Consider the following 16198-nt stretch of genomic DNA (forward strand, 5'->3'; position numbering starts at 1 on the left):
GCAAGCGAGAAGCCATCGAGACCCGAGGCGTACCTGCCCTCCGTCTCGATGGCTTCTTTCCATTGCGCCGTGCTCATTCCTCTGCCCGGGCGACCAGTGAACAGAGCTCGCCGACGGTCTCCACATCGATCAGGAGTTCCTCAGAAAGCTCCACCCCGAACTCGCTCTCCAGCGCCTCGACCAGGGCCTCCATGCTGGTTTCGTACTCCTCGGCGAGGGCGGTGAGGGTGGTGGAGTGGCCGATGGTACGATCGCCCACCTGCTCCCGGATGAGCTTCAGCGCTTCGTGTCTCAGATCCATGGCTTACAGTGGCACCTCCGGGGCGTATTCTCCCCGCCCTGCATGCGGATATTCGACAGGGACCCGAAAGAAATACCGAAAAAATGCGGCATATTCTACCTGGAGGCCAAATCGGAATCATGCTACAATGGTTCAAATCCGCCTCGGTCTCTGGGTAATGGCGGGCAAAGGGGGGCATTTCGCGTGGAGCGTCCGTATCTCAAGGCCTATCCACAGGGGGTTCGCTGGGACCTGGAGTTCCCGGAGGTTCCCGCATACCACGCTTTGTTCGAGCGGGCGGCCCAGCACCCGAATCGGACGGCACTCATCTTCATGGGCAAGCGAGTCAGTTACGGCGAGCTGGTGGACCTGGCGGACCGGTTTGCGGCGGCGCTGCAACGGCGGTACGGCATCCAAAAAGGGGACCGGGTGGGTATCATTCTCCCCAACTGCCCACAGAACGTCATCGCCACGGTGGCCTGCCAGCGCATCGGCGCGATTCCGGTTCAGTTCAACCCGCTGTATGTGGCCCGGGAGATCGCCTACCAGGTGAAGGACTCGGGCTGCCGCATCATGATCACAATGGACCTGTTCTGGCAGAAGGTCCGCGAGGCCGGCGGGGTGGAGGCCTACATCTGGACCGGCGTGCAGGACTACCTCAACTTCCCCCTCAACTTCCTCTACCGCCTGAAGGCCAAGCCGCCGCGCATTCCGGCCTCTGAGGCGGCCCACTTCATGGAACTGCTGCAGGAGAGCAAGGAGGGGCTGAAGATCGCGCCGGTGAGCCCGAAGGAGGACGTGGCGGTGCTGCTCTACACGGGCGGCACGACCGGTGTCTCCAAAGGCGTCATGCTCTCGCACTACAACCTGACCAGCAACGTCGCGCAGATCCGGGAGTGGCTGCAGATGGGCGACCAGCACCACACCGTGCTGGCGGTGCTGCCGATGTTCCACTCCTACGGCTTCACGGCGGCGGTGGGCATGGGGCTCTCCTCGGGCTCCACCCTGGTGCTGGTGCCGCGCTTTGACGCCGGCGACCTGCTGAAGACCATCGCCAAGTACCGGCCGACCATGTTCCCCGGCGTGCCCACGATGTACATCGGCCTCCTGAACCATCCCGACCTGAACAAGTACGACCTGAGCTCGCTGCGGCTCTGCGTCACCGGTGCCGCGGCCATGCCGGTAGACCTGCTCCGGCGCTTCGAGCAGGTGACCGGCGCGACCATTATGGAGGGATACGGTCTTACCGAGACCTCGCCGGTGACGCACGCCAACCCGCGCATCGGCAAGCGGATTCCGGGCAGCGTCGGGCTGCCCTACCCCGGCACCGACGTGCGCATTGTGGACCTGGAGACCGGTGAGGACCTGCCGCCCGGCGGCGAGGGCGAGATCCTGATCCGGGGCCCGCAGGTCATGCTGGGCTACTGGAACCGGCCGGAGGAGACGGCCGAGACCATCAGGGACGGCTGGCTGTACACGGGCGACATCGGCCGGATGGACGACGACGGGTACCTGTACATCGTGGACCGCAAGAAGGACATGATCATTGCGGGCGGGTTCAACATCTACCCGCGCGAGATCGACGAGGTGCTCTACCAGCACCCGGCGGTGCTGGAGGCCTGCGCGGTGGGCGTGCCCGACGCCTACCGGGGCGAGACGGTGAAGGCCTTCGTGGTGCTGAAGCCCGGCGCGCAGGCGACCGAGCAGGAGATCCTGGACTTCTGCCGGGAGCGGCTGGCCGCCTACAAGCGGCCGAAGGCGGTGGAGTTCCTGCCTGAGCTGCCCAAGTCGACGGTGGGCAAGGTGCTGCGACGGGTGCTGGCCGAGCAGGAGCGCAAGGCGCTTTCGGACCGTGAGCGGAAGGCGGCCGTGGCGGATTAGCAGGAGATTTGCACGACGATTGGCGAAGTGAAGGACTCAGGCACATGCGACACATGATGAAGGAAGGGGGAGTCCAGCGCGATGACGATCGCAGAACTGCTGGAGAAACTGAAGGCCCACATCGCTGCGAACCCGGAGAAGATCGCCAACCTGAAGGCCACCTACCAGTTCGAGCTGACCGGTGAGGGCGGGGGCACGTACCACGCCGTGTTCGACAACGGCAAGTACGAGATCGGCGAGGGTCCGGCGGAGAACCCCGGCTGCACGATCACCATCGCCACCGCAGACTTCTTTGCCCTGCTGGAGCGCAAGCTGAATCCGATGGCGGCCTTCATGGCGGGCAAGCTGAAGATCCGCGGCGACATGGGCCAGGCCATGAAGCTCCAGCAGCTTCTCACCTGAGTGGCCCGCCCTTCCGCAGAGAGCCTACTGAGCGCCCCCGGCCGCGTGGCCGGGGGCGCTTCCATGCGCCGCCTGCGCCGGCGGGGGCAGGGATCTGCCTGACGGTTAACGTATACAGAAGAGACAGCCCCGGAAGGGGGTGGCCCGTCCTGATTCACCTGTTCGCCCTGCTGATCGCCCTGGCCCCGGCGGTGGCCATGCTCTGGTACATCCGCCATCTCGACAAGTACGAGCCGGAACCCTGGACGTACATCGGCGCCGCCTTCGTGGCCGGCGTGCTGGTGACGGTTCCGGTCTACTTTGTTGAGGTCGTCCTCGACCAGGTGAGCCCGTTCACCGGCTTCATGTCCACCGTCTATACCTCGTTCGTCGTGGCGGCGCTCACGGAGGAGACCGGCAAGGGGATCGCCGCGTGGGCCGTGAGCTGGCGCCGGTCGGAGTTCGACGAGGTGATGGACGGCATCGTCTACTTCGGCGTGACCCACATGGGGTTTGCCGTCGCCGAGAACCTCCTCTACGTGTTCGTGGGCGGCGACATCTACTCCGGCCTCCTGACCGCGATGGTGCGCACGACCACCGCGGTGCCCATGCACGTGATCGTCGGGATGATCATGGGCTATCACCTGGGCGTCGCCCGGTTTGCCCGCACCCGGCGGGAGAAGGCGCTGCACGTGCTGGAAGGATGGCTCCTGCCCATCCTGCTCCACGGCTTCTACAACCTGGGCAGCATGAACCAGGACATGGCCCTGGAGAGCCTGACCGACCTGATCCGCTACGGCTTCGGCACGGCCCTGATGTACGCCGCGGTGGTCGCCCTGTGGGTGACGCTGCTGCCCCGGGTGCGCCGCGCCCAGCAGGCCTCGCCGTTCCGGCCGATCTCCGCCTACCAGCTGGTCGCGGCGGACACCCCCTGCCCGCACTGCGGCGCGGTGTATCCCCAGGACGCGCGCTACTGCCCCAACTGCGGGGTCAGGCTTGCGGTACGCGGCGCTCCTGTTCCCAGATGACGCCGCCGGCCAGCAGCAGGGCGGCCGGCACGACCAGGTACCACGCCCGCTCGGGCAGCACGACCCGGTAGAGCGCAACCCAGGCGAAGACGTGGCAGACGAGCCGCCAGGGAACCGCCCAGTCAACGGTGGCCAGGTTGAGCAGCCAGGTAAGCGCGATCAGGCCGGCGAGCGCCAGCCCGTCCACCCCCGTGGCGACGGCCGTCAGCGCCGTGCCCAGCGTGACCGCGAAGAGGAAGCCCGTCCAGCCGGCCGGGGTCGCCGGATAGCCGGCCCGGTACAGCCGGTCCCGCATGAGATCACCCCCGAGACAGGCTATGTCGCAGGGGGGGCGGCCATGTTGAGCAACCATGTGAGCAGAACGCGACGCCGGAGGGGAGAGCCTCAGGGTTCTCCTCTCTCTTCGCGAACTTCGACCGTTTTGGCTACCTGGGTCAGCACATCTAGTGACGTGGTGCTGTGGATGATGAAAGTGAACCCCGCTGTTCCCACAGCAACGCGCGCACCAAATCGTCCCCTAGCGCGTATTCCCAGGTCCACCCGAGCTGGCTGCCTACCTGCACGTGCACAGCAGAGTCGGCAGGTCCATATGGCTCGTGGTAGAGATCCGTCCGCCACTGTTGAAGGGTGAGGGAATCCTCTCCAAACTGATACTGGAGAACCACGCGTGGACCGTCAAAATCCGTAATGAGTTGTAGAGTTGCTCGAAGGCCTCAACATCACCGGCCCGACTCCTTTCGACAAGGTGCTTCAGTTCCAAACGATTCCCCCCCTTCCCGCACGCCGTTTACTGGTTTCTCGCCCAGTCAATCTACCTCAATGGAGACCACTGGGTACGAGAGGGTTCAAAAGGCGGGCCGGAAAAGGATACGGATCCGCTCCTTGCAGGGGCGGATCTTTGCGCTTGAGGCGCCATCGCAGGAGAGGTTATTGCAGCTTGTGAAAGAAAGAGAATAGGTTGAGCTGAGAGGAGATTTTGCCGAGAGGGACGAATACATCGAGAACGACTGAATGGCTATTCATTCACGAGTTTGTGGGGGAGCAGCAGGAGACCCGATTCGGGGGGAGGCAGCAGAATGTTGTTGGCTACCAGGTCCGTGTACTGGAACATCGAGTACGGGTTCATCCTCTACCTGTTCTTCATCGCCGCGGTGGCGGTCTTCGCCTACGGCATGTGGCAGCGCGTCCGGCTCTGGTTCATCGGCACGCCGCAGGTCCGGTGGGACCGGATCCGCGAGCGGCTGCGCCGCGTATGGCAGCACGCGGCCCTGCAGCGGCGGCTCTCGCAGAACCGGGTGGCCGGCCTGTTCCACATCCTGTTCTCGTGGGGATTTGTCATCCTCTTCATCGGCACACTGGTCGTCATGGTCCACGAGGACCTGCGCATCCGCATCATGCAGGGGGCCTTCTACCTGTGGTTCCAGTCGCTGATTCTGGACATCGCCGGCCTCCTGGCCCTGGTGGGCGTGGTGATCGCGTGGGTGCGGCGCTCCCTGACCAGACCGCGGGCGCTCTCCCGTGTGTCCCAGCCCACGTCGATGTTCGACGACTGGGTCTTCCTCCTGCACATGGTGCTCATTCTGTGGACCGGCTTCCTGGTGGAGGGCATCCGCATCGTGGCCACAGACGATCCCTGGGCGGCCTGGTCGCCGGTCGGGCTGGTCCACGGGCGGCTGCTGGCGGCCTTCCTCTCCATGGAGGCCCTGCTGGTCCTGCACCGGGTGCTCTGGTGGTTCCACATGATCATCTCGTTCACGCTGATCGCGTACCTGCCCTACTCGAAGATGATCCACCTGATCACCGGGCCGGTGAACATCTTCCTCTCTGACCTGCGGCCGGCCGGCGTCATGGCCACCACCGACCTGGAGGCGGAGAACCCTGTTCTGGGGGCGGCCTCGCTCTGGGACTTCACGTGGAAGGACCTGGCGGACCTTGACGCCTGCACCGAGTGCGGCCGCTGCCAGGAGAACTGCCCGGCGTTCCTCACGGGCAAGCCGCTCAACCCCAAGAAGCTCATCCTCGACCTGCAGCACCACCTGCACGAGCGGGGGCCGCTGCTGACCCTGGCGGCCATGAAGGGGGAGCGCCCCGCGGAGCAGCCCTTCGAGTCTGAGGTGGTGGGGCCCGTCGTCGACCCTGAGGCCCTGTGGGCGTGCACCACCTGCCGCGCCTGCATGGAGGTCTGCCCGGTCTTCATCGAGCACGTGCCCAAGATCGTCGAGATGCGCCGCCACCAGGTGATGCTGCAGGGCGAGTTCCCTGCGGAACTGAACCAGACGTTCAAGAACCTGGAGCGCCAGGGGAACCCGTGGGGCATGGGCGCGCACACCCGCACGCAGTGGACCGAGGGGCTGAACGTGCCGCTCCTGGCCGACAAGCCCGACGCCGAGTACCTCTTCTGGCCCGGGTGTGCCGGCGCGTTTGACCAGCGGGGGCAGAAGATCGTCCGGTCGATCGTGCAGCTGCTGGAGCAGGCCGGGGTCTCCTACGCCATCCTCGGGCCCGAGGAGCGGTGCACCGGCGATGCCGCCCGGCGGGCCGGCAACGAGCTGCTCTTCCAGCAGCTGGCCATGGAGAACATCGCCACGCTGCAGGGCTACGGCGTGAAGAAGATCATCACCCACTGCCCGCACTGCTTCCACACCTTCGACAAGGACTACCGGGAGATGGGGCTGGAGGTGGAGGTCATCCACCACGTGCAGCTCCTGAACCAGCTAGTGAAGGAGGGGCGGCTGAAGCCGGTGAGGGAGCTGGCCCAGACCGTCACGTACCACGACTCGTGCTACCTGGGCCGGTACGGCGGTGAGTACGAGGCCCCGCGGGAGCTGCTTGCCGCCCTGCCCGGGGTGGAGCTGCGGGAGATGGAGCGCCACGGCTGCACCGCGATGTGCTGCGGCGCCGGCGGCGCGCAGATGTGGATGGAGGAGCGCCACGGCACCCGCGTCAACGTGGAGCGGAGCCGGCAGGCCCTGGCCACCGGCGCGGCCACCGTGGCCACCAACTGCCCCTTCTGCATGACCATGCTCTCCGACGGCGTCGCCGCCGAGGAGAGCGGCGAGCAGGTGCGGGTGCTCGACCTGGCCGAGATGCTGCTGCAGGCCGTGGAGACCGGCGGGGGGCCGGAGGCCGCGGCGACCGTTGCGCAGCCTGGCGAAAAGGAGTAAAGTCACAGTGTGGAGGCGCCGTGGGGGGCACGGCGCCTCACCATTGGGGGAGGGTCTTTGCCCGGATGCTGCCGATTCATCAGATAGCGCTTCCAACACCCTGGGAGGACCCGGGGCCGGTTTACGTGTACGTGGTTCCCCGTGACCCGGTTACGCTGATCGATGCGGGGCTGAACACTCCGGAGTGCCGCTCGGCCCTGGCAGACGGCCTGAAGAGACTGGGGCTGGAGCTCAGGGACATCCGGCGGGTGCTGCTCACCCACGCGCACGTCGACCACTGCGGCCTGGCGGGCTGGGTGCAGGAGCAGTCGGGCGCGGAGGTCTACCTCCACCCCGACGAGGCCGGCAAGGCCGAAATCGCGCCGTGGTGGCAGGAGACCCGCGACCGGATCCTGGCGGAGGCGGGGGTCGATGAGGGCGGGTTCGCCCTGATCGAGCGCTTCTGGCACCTCAACCGCCGGCTGGTCGTACCCCTGCAGGGCTGGCAGCCGATCGCCGACGGCCAGCTCTTCGAGTTCGACGGCGGCAGCCTGGAGGCCGTCCACCTGCCCGGCCATGCGCTGGGGCACACGGGCTTCCTCGACCGGGCTTCCCGCCGGCTGATCGGCGGCGACCACCTCCTTGACGGGATCACGCCCAACCCGATTCTGGAGCCGGTCCTGCCCGGGCACCCGGACGCCGTGCCGCACGATCCCATCCGGGCCCTGACGCTGGGTCAGTTCCTGCGCTCCCTGGACCGGGCGGCCGCGCTGGATGTGGCGGAGGTGCTGCCTGGTCACGGGAACGTGATCAGGGATCACCGCACCGTTGTGGAGCGCTACCGGGTTACACACAGCCGGCGGCTGGACGGCCTGCTGCAGCGCCTGGGCGGCGGGCGCAGCCCCTGGGAGCTGACCAGGGAACTCTATCCGCAGGTGAAGGGTTTCGATCACTTCCTCGCGCTGTCCGAGGTCCTGGCCCACCTGGATCTGCTGGTGGTGCAGGGCCGGGCCCACTACTCGCGGACAGCGGGCTACAGCCGGTACAGGGCCGTCATCTGAGGCGGCCCGGCAGGCGGGGCGTGGCCGGCGCACGCGACAGGCGGGGGTGCGGCCTGCGCGCGTGCGGCAAGCGGGGTGCGGCAGGCGGGGGTGCAGCGGGATCCGATGGCTTTGAGGTGAGTGACCGTGGGTTCTCGATCCAGCACTGCCGTTCTCCAGGTAGCCGCAGCCGCCGGGGTTGTGCTGCTGCAGTCCGGGGCCGACGTGGCCCGGGTGGAGGATACGGTCTCCCGTATCGTCCGGGCGTACGGGGTCGGCGACCCCGAGATCTACGCGACGCCGACGGGCATCTTCATCAGCCTGGCCGACCAGGAGGCGACGGTGGTCAGGCGGGTGCGCAACCGCACCATCGCGCTCGACCGCATCAGCGCCGTAAACGCGCTCTCCCGCTCGCTGGCCGCCGATCCGAAGGATCCCGCCGAGGCGCTCCGGCTTATCCGGGAGATCAGCGAGCAACCGATGCCGTTTCCCCGCTGGCTGGACGTTCCCGCCAGCGGCCTTGCCGCGGCCGCGTGCACCATGCTGGTGGGCGGCACCCTGCCCGCGGTGGTGCCCTCGTTCTTCGCCAACCTGGTGGTGCAGGGCGGCGAGCGCATCTGCCGGTGGCTGGGGCTGCCCGACGCCGTGGCCGACCTCATCGCCGGTGCCAACGCCGTCTTCTGCGCCACGCTGCTGCACCGCTGGCTGGGCGTGCCGGTGGGTCCGGTGGTGGCCGGCGGCATCATGATCCTGGTGCCGGGCCTGGCCTTTACCAACGCCCTGCGCGACGCCATCGCCGGGGACCTGGTCAGCGCCACGGCCCGGGGGCTCGAGGCCTTCGTAAAGGTCACGGCCCTGGCCGCCGGCGTGGGCGCCGCGCTCTACCTGGTCGGGGGAGGTGTGACGTGGTGATCACCTACCCCTTCGCCTTCGTGACCGCTGCGGCCATTGCGATCTCGTTCCGCTCGCCCCGGCGTGCCATCCTCTGGACCGGCCTCTGCGGCCTGGCGGGCTGGGCGGGCTTCGACCTCGCGCTGCGGGCCGGCGCGCCAGATCCGGCCGCGGTGTTCGCAGGCGCCCTCGCCCTGGGCGTGGTGTCCGAACTGCTGGCCCGCCGGCTGCACCTGCCGGCCATCCTGTTCGTCATCCCGGGCCTCCTGCCGCTGGTCCCCGGCATCATCGCCTACCGGGGCATGCTCCTCCTGTCGCAGAGCCAGCTGGCGGAGGGCGCCTGGCAGCTGGCGCGCGCCCTCTTGATCGCGGGTATCCTCGCCGCAGGCCTGGCCATCCCGCCGGTCATGTTCCGCCACTGGAGGAGCTGAGCGACCGGCCTGGCGGCAGCGTCGGACCTCCTTTCGGCCCAGTTCGCTGGGCCTTTTTGCTTACTGTGGCACGGGGGCGCTATTCTGGAAGGTTCACTCTCGTGGATTTTCCGCGTTGCGGAAGTGGTTTCTGTTGACTGGAATTCCTTTCGCCCCTAGAATGGGGGTGCGCTCATCAATTCGAAGGATGGCGCATCGACCGTCCAGAGGAGTACGCGAAAGGGGGGGTGGCCGTGCAGAAGAAGAGGCGGGACGCGTGGGTGCAGTCCGTTGAGCGTGCGTTTCGGATTCTGCAGCTGTTCGACCTGAAGCGGGATGAGTTGTCGATCACGGAGATCAGCGAGCGCACTGGTCTGCCGATCAGCACTGCACACCGCTTCCTCGCCACGCTCGAGGGGCTCGGCTACATCTGGCAGAACCCGGACACGGGCCGGTACCGGCTGGGCATCCAGACGTTCATTCTGGGAACCCGGGTCAAGACCCTCGAGACCCTGCGCTCGGTCGCACGCCCGCACCTGCGGCAGCTCTTCGCGAAGTACAACGAGACCGTCAACCTGGTCGTCGAGCGGAACATGGAAGTGCTCTGCATCGAGAAGGTGGATGCGGATCGCAGGCTCGTCTACACGCCGAGCATCGGCGAGACACACAAGCTGTACGCCACTTCCGCGGGCAAGTGCCTCCTGGCGTTCTACTACGACGCCGCACAGTTCCGGCGGGTTCTGGACCAGCTGGAGCTGGTGCCGCTGACCAAGTACACCATTACCGAGAAGGTGCGGCTGGTCGATGAGATCGAGCGGGTACGCAGGCAGGGCTGGGCCATGGAGAGCGAGGAGTCGGAGATCGGGCTCCGTTGCTTCGGCGCCCCGGTGTTCGACAGTGCCAACCGGTGCGTCGGCGCCGTCAGCATCTCGATTCCGATCGCCCGGTTCGTCTACGACGAGGAGCGCTTGGTCTCTGACATCCTGGATACCGCAGCGGCGATCAGCCGGGACCTGGGCTCTTCCCGTGAGGTGGTGTAAGCCAGGTCGTGTGAACGGGTTGCCCCACTGAAGGGCGTTTTTCTTGTACCGATTGTCGGAAAGCATTTCCGGTATGCGGAAAGGAGGTATCGCCTTGGAGAAGCTGCCTCCGGTCAGCGAACTGGCCGCACAGCTGCTGCAGGCGCAGGCCACGGCCACGCCGATCCGGCCCTTCTCGGAGCGCTTCGAGGGGTACGACACTGCGGTCGCTTACCAGATCCAGCAGGCCCTCGTAGAGCAGAAGCTCGCCCAGGGGCACGCGATCATCGGCAAGAAGATCGGCTTCACCAGCGAGAAGCTGCGCCGGCAGTTCAACGTGGACGAACCCGACTACGGGGTGCTCTTCGAGGACTGCGTGCTCATGGAGCATGAGCCGCTGGAGATCGACAAGCTGTACAGCCCCATGGTTGAGGCCGAGATCGCCTTCGTCCTGAAGGGCGATCTGGACAAGCCCGGCGTTACGGCCGCCGACGTGGTGCGCGCCACCGAGGGCATCATGCCGGCGATCGAGATCGTGGACACCCGGTTCGAGGACTGGCGGGTGACGGTTCCCGACACCATCGCCGACCAGGCGGGGAACGCGAGGATCATCCTCGGCGGGGTCATGAAGCCCCTGGCCGACTTCGATCTGCGTTACATCGGCCTCTCGATTTTCAAGAACGGGAAGCTGATGGAGTCGGCGACCGGCGCCACGGTCTTCGGAAACCCCGTTCACGCCGTCGTCTGGCTGGCCAACAAGATGTACGAGCTCGGCTCCCCGCTCAGGAAGGGCGAGGTCATCATGTCCGGCTCGTTCACCCCCGTGTTCCCGATCGGCAAGGGTGATTACGTCGAGGCCGTCTTCGACCGCCTGGGCAGGGTGAGCGTCTTCGGCCAGTAGCACGCAGCTTGTTTTTTCGGCACACGTCACAGCAAGGAGGACCAAGGATGGGCAAGCGGATCAAGGTAGGCATCATCGGTCCGGGCAACATCGGCACGGACCTGATGTACAAGGTCATGCGCAGTCCCCTTCTCGAGATGTCGGTCATGATCGGCATCGACCCCAACTCCGCCGGTCTGAAGCGGGCCGCCGGGCTGGGCATTACGACTTCGAGCGATGGCATCGAGTTCCTGGTGCAGAATCCGGACCTGGCCGAGATCGTCTTCGATGCGACGACGGCCAAGGCCCACGCGCAGGTGAACGCCCCGACGCTGGAGCGGCTGGGCAAGATCGCCATCGACCTGACGCCGGCTGCGGTCGGCAAGATCGCCACGCCGATGGTCAACATGAAGGACTGCCTGAACGAGAAGAACGTCAACCTCATCACCTGCGGCGGTCAGGCGACCACGCCGATCGTCTACGCCATCAACCGTGTGGTGCCGCTGGAGTACGCCGAAGTGGTCACCACCGTGGCCAGCGACAGCGCCGGCCCCGGCACCCGGGCGAACATCGACGAGTACACCCAGACCACGGCCAAGGCCCTCAGGCTGCTGGGCGGCGCGGAGCGGGCGAAGGTCATGACGATCTTCAACCCGGCCAAGCCCCAGATGGCCATGCGGAACACGATCTTCGGCATTCCCAAGCACCGGGACTTCAAGATCGAGGACGTACGGGCGTCGGTGGAGGAGATGGCCGCGCAGATCCGCACCTACGTGCCCGGTTACGAGTTGACGGTTGCCCCCGTCATCGACCGGGACGTGATCACCACCACGGTGACCGTGGAGGGTCAGGGCGACTTCCTGCCCAAGTACGCCGGCAACCTGGACATCGAGACGGCCTCCGCGGTCAAGATGGCCGAGATGTTTGCCGAGAAGCTTTTGCGGGAGCGGGGTGAGCTGGCATGAGAACGGTGAAGCTGATCGACACGACGCTGCGCGACGGCAGCCACGCCATGAACTACCAGTACACGCCTGAGCACGTGTACAACATCTGCAAGGCGCTCGACGAGGCCGGCGTCTACGCGGTGGACGTCGGGCACGGCGCCGGCGTGGGCGGCTCGGTGCTGCAGTACGGCCTCTCCAAGCACAGCGACGAGGAGCTGCTGTCGGCCGCGGCGGAGGCCCTGAAGAATGCGAAGCTGTGCGTGCTGCTGGTGCCGGGCCTCGGCACGATGGAGGACCTGAAGGTGGCCTACAAGCACGGCGCGCGGATGGTGCGGGTCGCCGTCCACTGCACCGAGGTGGACGTGGGCGCGCAGCACATCCGCCTGGGCAAGGAGCTCGGCATGGAGGTTGCCGCCTTCCACATGATGACGCACATGACCACGCCGGAAGCCCTGGCGGAGCAGGCCGAGATGGCCGCCAGCTACGGGGCCGACATCATCTACATCGCCGACTCCTCGGGCGCCATGCTGCCCTATGACATCGAGGCCCGGGTGCGGGCCGTGCAGCGGGCGGTGCCGCACCTGCCCATCGGGGTGCACTGCCACAACAACCTCGGTCTCGGCACTGCCAACCCGCTCGCGGCGGTCGACGCCGGCGCAGAGTTCGTCGACGGCGCGCTGGAGGGCTGGGGGGCCGGCTGCGGCAACACCTCGACCCAGAACATCGCCGCGGTGCTGGAGAAGGCGGGCATCACCACCGGCGCGGACTGGTACAAGCTGGCGGAGGCCGGCCAGAAGTACGTGCGGCCCCTCATCAACCGCCCGCTGGAGGTCACCAACGAGGCGCTGGTCCTGGGCATGACGGGCATCTACTCCAGCTTCTACCAGAGGGTGCTCGCCGCCTCCGAGAAGAGCGGCGTGCCTGCCCGGGCGATCTTCGAGGAGCTGGGCAAGCGGAAGGTCGTCGGCGGTCAGGAGGACGTCATTCTGGACGTCGTGCTGGAGCTCCAGGAGAAGGCCAAGCAGCAGTAATCACTTGCCGCAGAGGCTTTGCACCAATCATCGAGGGAGGAGTCAGTCAATGCGCAGTGATGTAGTCAAGAAGGGTTACGAGCGCTCCACCCAGCGGTCCCTGCTCAAGGCCACCGGTCTCTCCAACGAGGATCTGAAGAAGCCGCTCATCGGTATCGTCAACTCCTTCAACGAAGTCAACCCCGGCCACGTGCATCTGCGGGACCTGGCGTTCCACATCAAGCTGGGCGTCGCCGCCGCCGGCGGCACCCCCGTGGAGTTCCCGGTCATCGCCCTGTGCGACGGCATCGCCATGGGCCACGCCGGCATGCGGTACCCGCTCGCCTCCCGTGAGCTCATCGCCGACTCCATCGAGGCCATGACCGAGGGCCACCAGCTCGACGCCCTCGTGCTGCTGACCAACTGCGACAAGATCACCCCCGGCTGCCTGATGGCCGCTGCCCGGCTGGACATCCCGGCCATCGTCATCGCCGGCGGCGTGCAGGACACCGGCAACTTCCGCGGGCAGATTGTCGACGGCGGCAAGATCTACGAGGCGGTGGGCGCCGTCGCCGCCGGCCACTGGACCATGGACGACCTGTACGAGCTGGAGGAGTCGGCCTGCCCCGGCTGCGGCGCCTGCTCGCTCATGGGCACCGCCAATTCCATGAACATCCTCACCGAGGCCCTGGGCATGGGGCTGCCGTTCAACTCGACGATTCCGGCCACCTCCGCCAAGCGCAAGACCCTGGCCCGGAAGGCCGGCGAGCAGATCATGTACCTGTACAACAACGACATCCGGCCGTCGCAGATCCTGACCATGGAGGCGTTCAAGAACGCCATCGCGGTGGACATGGCGGTGGGCGGCTCGACCAACACCGTCATGCACCTGATCGCCATCGCCTACGAGCTGGGGCTTGAGATCCCGCTGGACATGTTCGACGAGATCAGCCGCAAGGTGCCCCGCCTGTGCAACTTCGCCCCCGGCGGCCCGTACCATCTGCAGGACCTGCTGGCCGCGGGCGGCCTCCAGGTGGTCATCGCCGAGCTGGCGGAGGCCGGCCTCTTCAACCTGGACGTGCTGACGGTCACCGGCCAGACCATGCGCGAGAACATCGCCGGTGTGAAGAACCGGAACCCCGAAGTCGTCCGGCCCATTTCGAACCCGTACTACGCCGAGGGCGGCATCGCCGTGCTGCGGGGCAACCTCTGCCCGGGCGGCGCGGTCGTGAAGCAGTCCGCGTGCGACCCCTCCATGCTGAAGCACACCGGCAAGGCCCGGGTGTTCGACCGGGAGGAGGACGCGGTCGAGGCCATCCTGGCCGGGGAGATCAAGCCGCATGACGTGGTGGTCATCCGCTACGAGGGCCCCAGGGGCGGCCCCGGCATGCGGGAGATGCTGACGGCGACCGCTGCGCTGATGGGCGCCGGCCTGGGCACCAGCGTGTCGCTGATCACCGACGGCCGCTTCTCGGGTGCGACCCGTGGGGCCTGCATCGGCCACGTCACCCCCGAGGCGTGCGACGGCGGCCTGATCGGCCTGGTGGAGGACGGCGACATCATCGACGTCGACATCCCCAACCGCCAGCTGAACGTCCGGCTGACGGAGGAGGAGATCGCCGAGCGGCGTGCCCGGTGGGTGCCCAAGGAGCCCAACGTGAAGAAGGGCTACCTGGCCCGCTACGCCAAGCTGGTCAGCTCGCCCAGCGAGGGCGCGGTCGTCAAGTAGTTCCGGACCCAGCGGGGGAGAGGGGGAACGGCCGGTGCGCCGCGGGTTCCGCTCGCGGCGCCCCGGCCGGCAGGGTTAGCGTGCTTCTCGTCGGTGCCGGTAGCTTTTGCATGATCCAGCCATCGACCTAGTATAGGAGGTACCCGCATGTCGAGTACGCTGATCATGGTCAATCTGCTGATTACGATTGCACTGGTCATCTTCCTGATCCTGAAGCTGAAGCTGAACCCGGTGATCTCGCTGGTCCTCGGTTCCGTGTACATGGGTCTGGCGTCCCAGCTGGGGCCGGTGGAGACCATCGGCAAGATCACCAGCGGTTTCGGCAGCCTCATGAGCGGCATCGGCCTCTCGGTGGGCTTCGGCGTGATGCTCGGCCAGCTGGTGGCCGACAGCGGCGGCGTGCAGGCCATCGCCAACGCCATCCTGCGCAAGTTCAGCAAGGACAAGGCCGACTACGCCATGGGCGCTACAGGCTTCATCGTCTCGATTCCGGTCTTCTACGATGTCGGCTACGTCATCCTGACGCCGCTGGCCCGGGCCATGGCCAAGACCGCCAAGACCCTGCCTCACTTCATCGGCGCACTGGTCGCCGGTCTGGGCATCGCCCACACCTTCATCCCCCCGACCCCCGGCCCGCTTACCGGCGCGCAGCTCCTGAACATCGACCTGGGCACCACCATCATGTGGGGCATCATCGTCGGCCTGCCGACCTTCCTGCTGGCCATGTGGGTCTACGGCAAGTTCTTCCTGGGCAACCCGAAGTTCTGGAACCCCGAAACTGACGAGGATGCCAACTACAACGAGAAGGAGACCGAGGCGAAGGCCAAGGATGCCACCGTGGTCTCCGAGGGCAAACTGCCCAGCTTCGGCGCCGCCATGCTCCCCATCCTGCTGCCGATCGTCCTGATCCTGATGGGTACCGTGACCAGCGCGGTCCTGGGCAGCACCCCGGACTGGATCGCCTTCTTCTCCGACAAGACCGTCGCCATGCTGCTGGGCGTGTTCGCCGCCATCCTGGTGGCCCGCGGCAACATGACCTCGGAGCAGATTCAGAAGTCCATCGGCAAGTCGCTGAACGATGCGGGTGTCGTGCTGCTGATCACCGGCGCCGGCGGCGCCCTGGGCAGCGTGCTGACCGCCTCGGGCGTGGGCGGCGCGATCACCGACGTCATGTCGCACGTCTCCATCCACCCGGTCCTGCTGGCCTGGCTGATCGCCTCGCTGATGAAGATCGCCCAGGGCTCCGGCACCGTCGCCATGATCACGGCCGTCTCCATTCTGGCGCCTACGGTGCCCACCATGGACATCAGCCCGATCTGGGTCGCCATGGCGGCCTTCTCCGGCACCCTGTTCGGCGGCCACCTGAACGACTCCGGCTTCTGGGTGACGGCCAAGATTGCCGGCCTGACCACCTCGGGCGGCCTGAAGACCTATACCGTCGTCTGCGCCCTGGAGGCGGTCATCAGCCTGGTCTTCATCTTCCTGCTGAGCTTGTTCCTGTAGAAACAAGCCGGCACTTAAGGTTAATCTGGTAGTGACGCAAGAACCCGCACAGGTGACGG

The 16198-nt window shown here is 66.6% G+C and carries 15 protein-coding genes; 13 read left to right on the top strand and 2 right to left on the bottom strand.

Going from position 1 to position 16198, the window contains the following annotated elements:
- Positions 1 to 73: 73 nt before the first annotated feature.
- Entirely contained in the window at positions 74 to 301 is a 228-nt protein-coding gene (locus tag ACZ45O_RS17285; RefSeq protein ID WP_464854698.1) for a phosphopantetheine-binding protein, read from the bottom strand.
- A 183-nt stretch (positions 302 to 484) separates the two neighbouring features.
- Between ACZ45O_RS17285 and ACZ45O_RS17290 the strand changes: the two genes are divergently transcribed.
- The 3 genes from ACZ45O_RS17290 (at position 485) to ACZ45O_RS17300 (ending at position 3570) form a co-directional block, all read left to right on the top strand.
- Positions 485 to 2161, top strand: coding sequence for a long-chain-fatty-acid--CoA ligase (locus ACZ45O_RS17290; protein ID WP_464854700.1), 1677 nt, complete (start codon positions 485 to 487; stop codon positions 2159 to 2161).
- A gap of 81 nt (positions 2162 to 2242) precedes the next feature.
- Positions 2243 to 2563, top strand: a complete 321-nt coding sequence (locus ACZ45O_RS17295) for an SCP2 sterol-binding domain-containing protein (protein WP_464854701.1) — start codon at positions 2243 to 2245, stop codon at positions 2561 to 2563.
- Between the two features lie 197 nt (positions 2564 to 2760).
- Complete coding sequence (locus ACZ45O_RS17300) at positions 2761 to 3570, top strand: PrsW family glutamic-type intramembrane protease (RefSeq protein ID WP_464857823.1); 810 nt, start codon at positions 2761 to 2763, stop codon at positions 3568 to 3570.
- Here the strand turns inward: ACZ45O_RS17300 and ACZ45O_RS17305 are convergent.
- Positions 3533 to 3865, bottom strand: a complete 333-nt coding sequence (locus tag ACZ45O_RS17305; protein ID WP_464854703.1) for a hypothetical protein — start codon at positions 3863 to 3865, stop codon at positions 3533 to 3535. The genes ACZ45O_RS17300 and ACZ45O_RS17305 overlap by 38 nt on opposite strands.
- A gap of 781 nt (positions 3866 to 4646) precedes the next feature.
- On the opposite strand from ACZ45O_RS17305, the gene ACZ45O_RS17310 reads away from it, so the two are divergent.
- From ACZ45O_RS17310 to ACZ45O_RS17355, 10 genes are all read left to right on the top strand, one after another.
- Positions 4647 to 6734 (top strand): heterodisulfide reductase-related iron-sulfur binding cluster, encoded by a 2088-nt coding sequence (locus ACZ45O_RS17310; RefSeq protein WP_464854705.1) that lies wholly within the window; start codon positions 4647 to 4649, stop codon positions 6732 to 6734.
- Positions 6735 to 6799: 65 nt separating this feature from the next.
- Positions 6800 to 7774 carry an MBL fold metallo-hydrolase gene (locus ACZ45O_RS17315; RefSeq protein ID WP_464854707.1) on the top strand — a complete coding sequence of 325 codons (975 nt, stop codon included), beginning with the start codon at positions 6800 to 6802 and terminating at the stop codon, positions 7772 to 7774.
- A gap of 126 nt (positions 7775 to 7900) precedes the next feature.
- Complete coding sequence (locus ACZ45O_RS17320) at positions 7901 to 8665, top strand: threonine/serine exporter family protein (protein ID WP_464854708.1); 765 nt, start codon at positions 7901 to 7903, stop codon at positions 8663 to 8665.
- The gene (locus ACZ45O_RS17325) at positions 8662 to 9075 is read left to right on the top strand and encodes a threonine/serine exporter family protein (protein ID WP_464854710.1); all 414 of its coding nucleotides are present in this window, start codon (positions 8662 to 8664) and stop codon (positions 9073 to 9075) included. Before ACZ45O_RS17320 ends, ACZ45O_RS17325 begins: the two co-directional genes overlap by 4 nt.
- A 233-nt stretch (positions 9076 to 9308) precedes the next feature.
- Complete coding sequence (locus tag ACZ45O_RS17330; RefSeq protein WP_464854712.1) at positions 9309 to 10094, top strand: IclR family transcriptional regulator; 786 nt, start codon at positions 9309 to 9311, stop codon at positions 10092 to 10094.
- A 94-nt stretch (positions 10095 to 10188) separates the two neighbouring features.
- The gene (locus tag ACZ45O_RS17335) at positions 10189 to 10974 is read left to right on the top strand and encodes a 2-keto-4-pentenoate hydratase (protein WP_464854714.1); all 786 of its coding nucleotides are present in this window, start codon (positions 10189 to 10191) and stop codon (positions 10972 to 10974) included.
- Positions 10975 to 11021: 47 nt separating this feature from the next.
- Entirely contained in the window at positions 11022 to 11918 is an 897-nt protein-coding gene (locus ACZ45O_RS17340; protein WP_464854715.1) for an acetaldehyde dehydrogenase (acetylating), read from the top strand.
- Positions 11915 to 12928: a 4-hydroxy-2-oxovalerate aldolase gene (dmpG, locus tag ACZ45O_RS17345; protein WP_464854716.1), complete on the top strand. Its 1014-nt coding sequence runs from the start codon at positions 11915 to 11917 to the stop codon at positions 12926 to 12928. Before ACZ45O_RS17340 ends, dmpG begins: the two co-directional genes overlap by 4 nt.
- A 49-nt stretch (positions 12929 to 12977) precedes the next feature.
- Positions 12978 to 14636, top strand: coding sequence for a dihydroxy-acid dehydratase (gene ilvD, locus ACZ45O_RS17350; protein ID WP_464854718.1), 1659 nt, complete (start codon positions 12978 to 12980; stop codon positions 14634 to 14636).
- 147 nt (positions 14637 to 14783) lie between these two features.
- The gene (locus tag ACZ45O_RS17355) at positions 14784 to 16139 is read left to right on the top strand and encodes a GntP family permease (protein ID WP_464854719.1); all 1356 of its coding nucleotides are present in this window, start codon (positions 14784 to 14786) and stop codon (positions 16137 to 16139) included.
- Positions 16140 to 16198: the final 59 nt, after the last annotated feature.

The sequence above is a fragment of the Symbiobacterium turbinis genome (genome assembly GCF_055383075.1).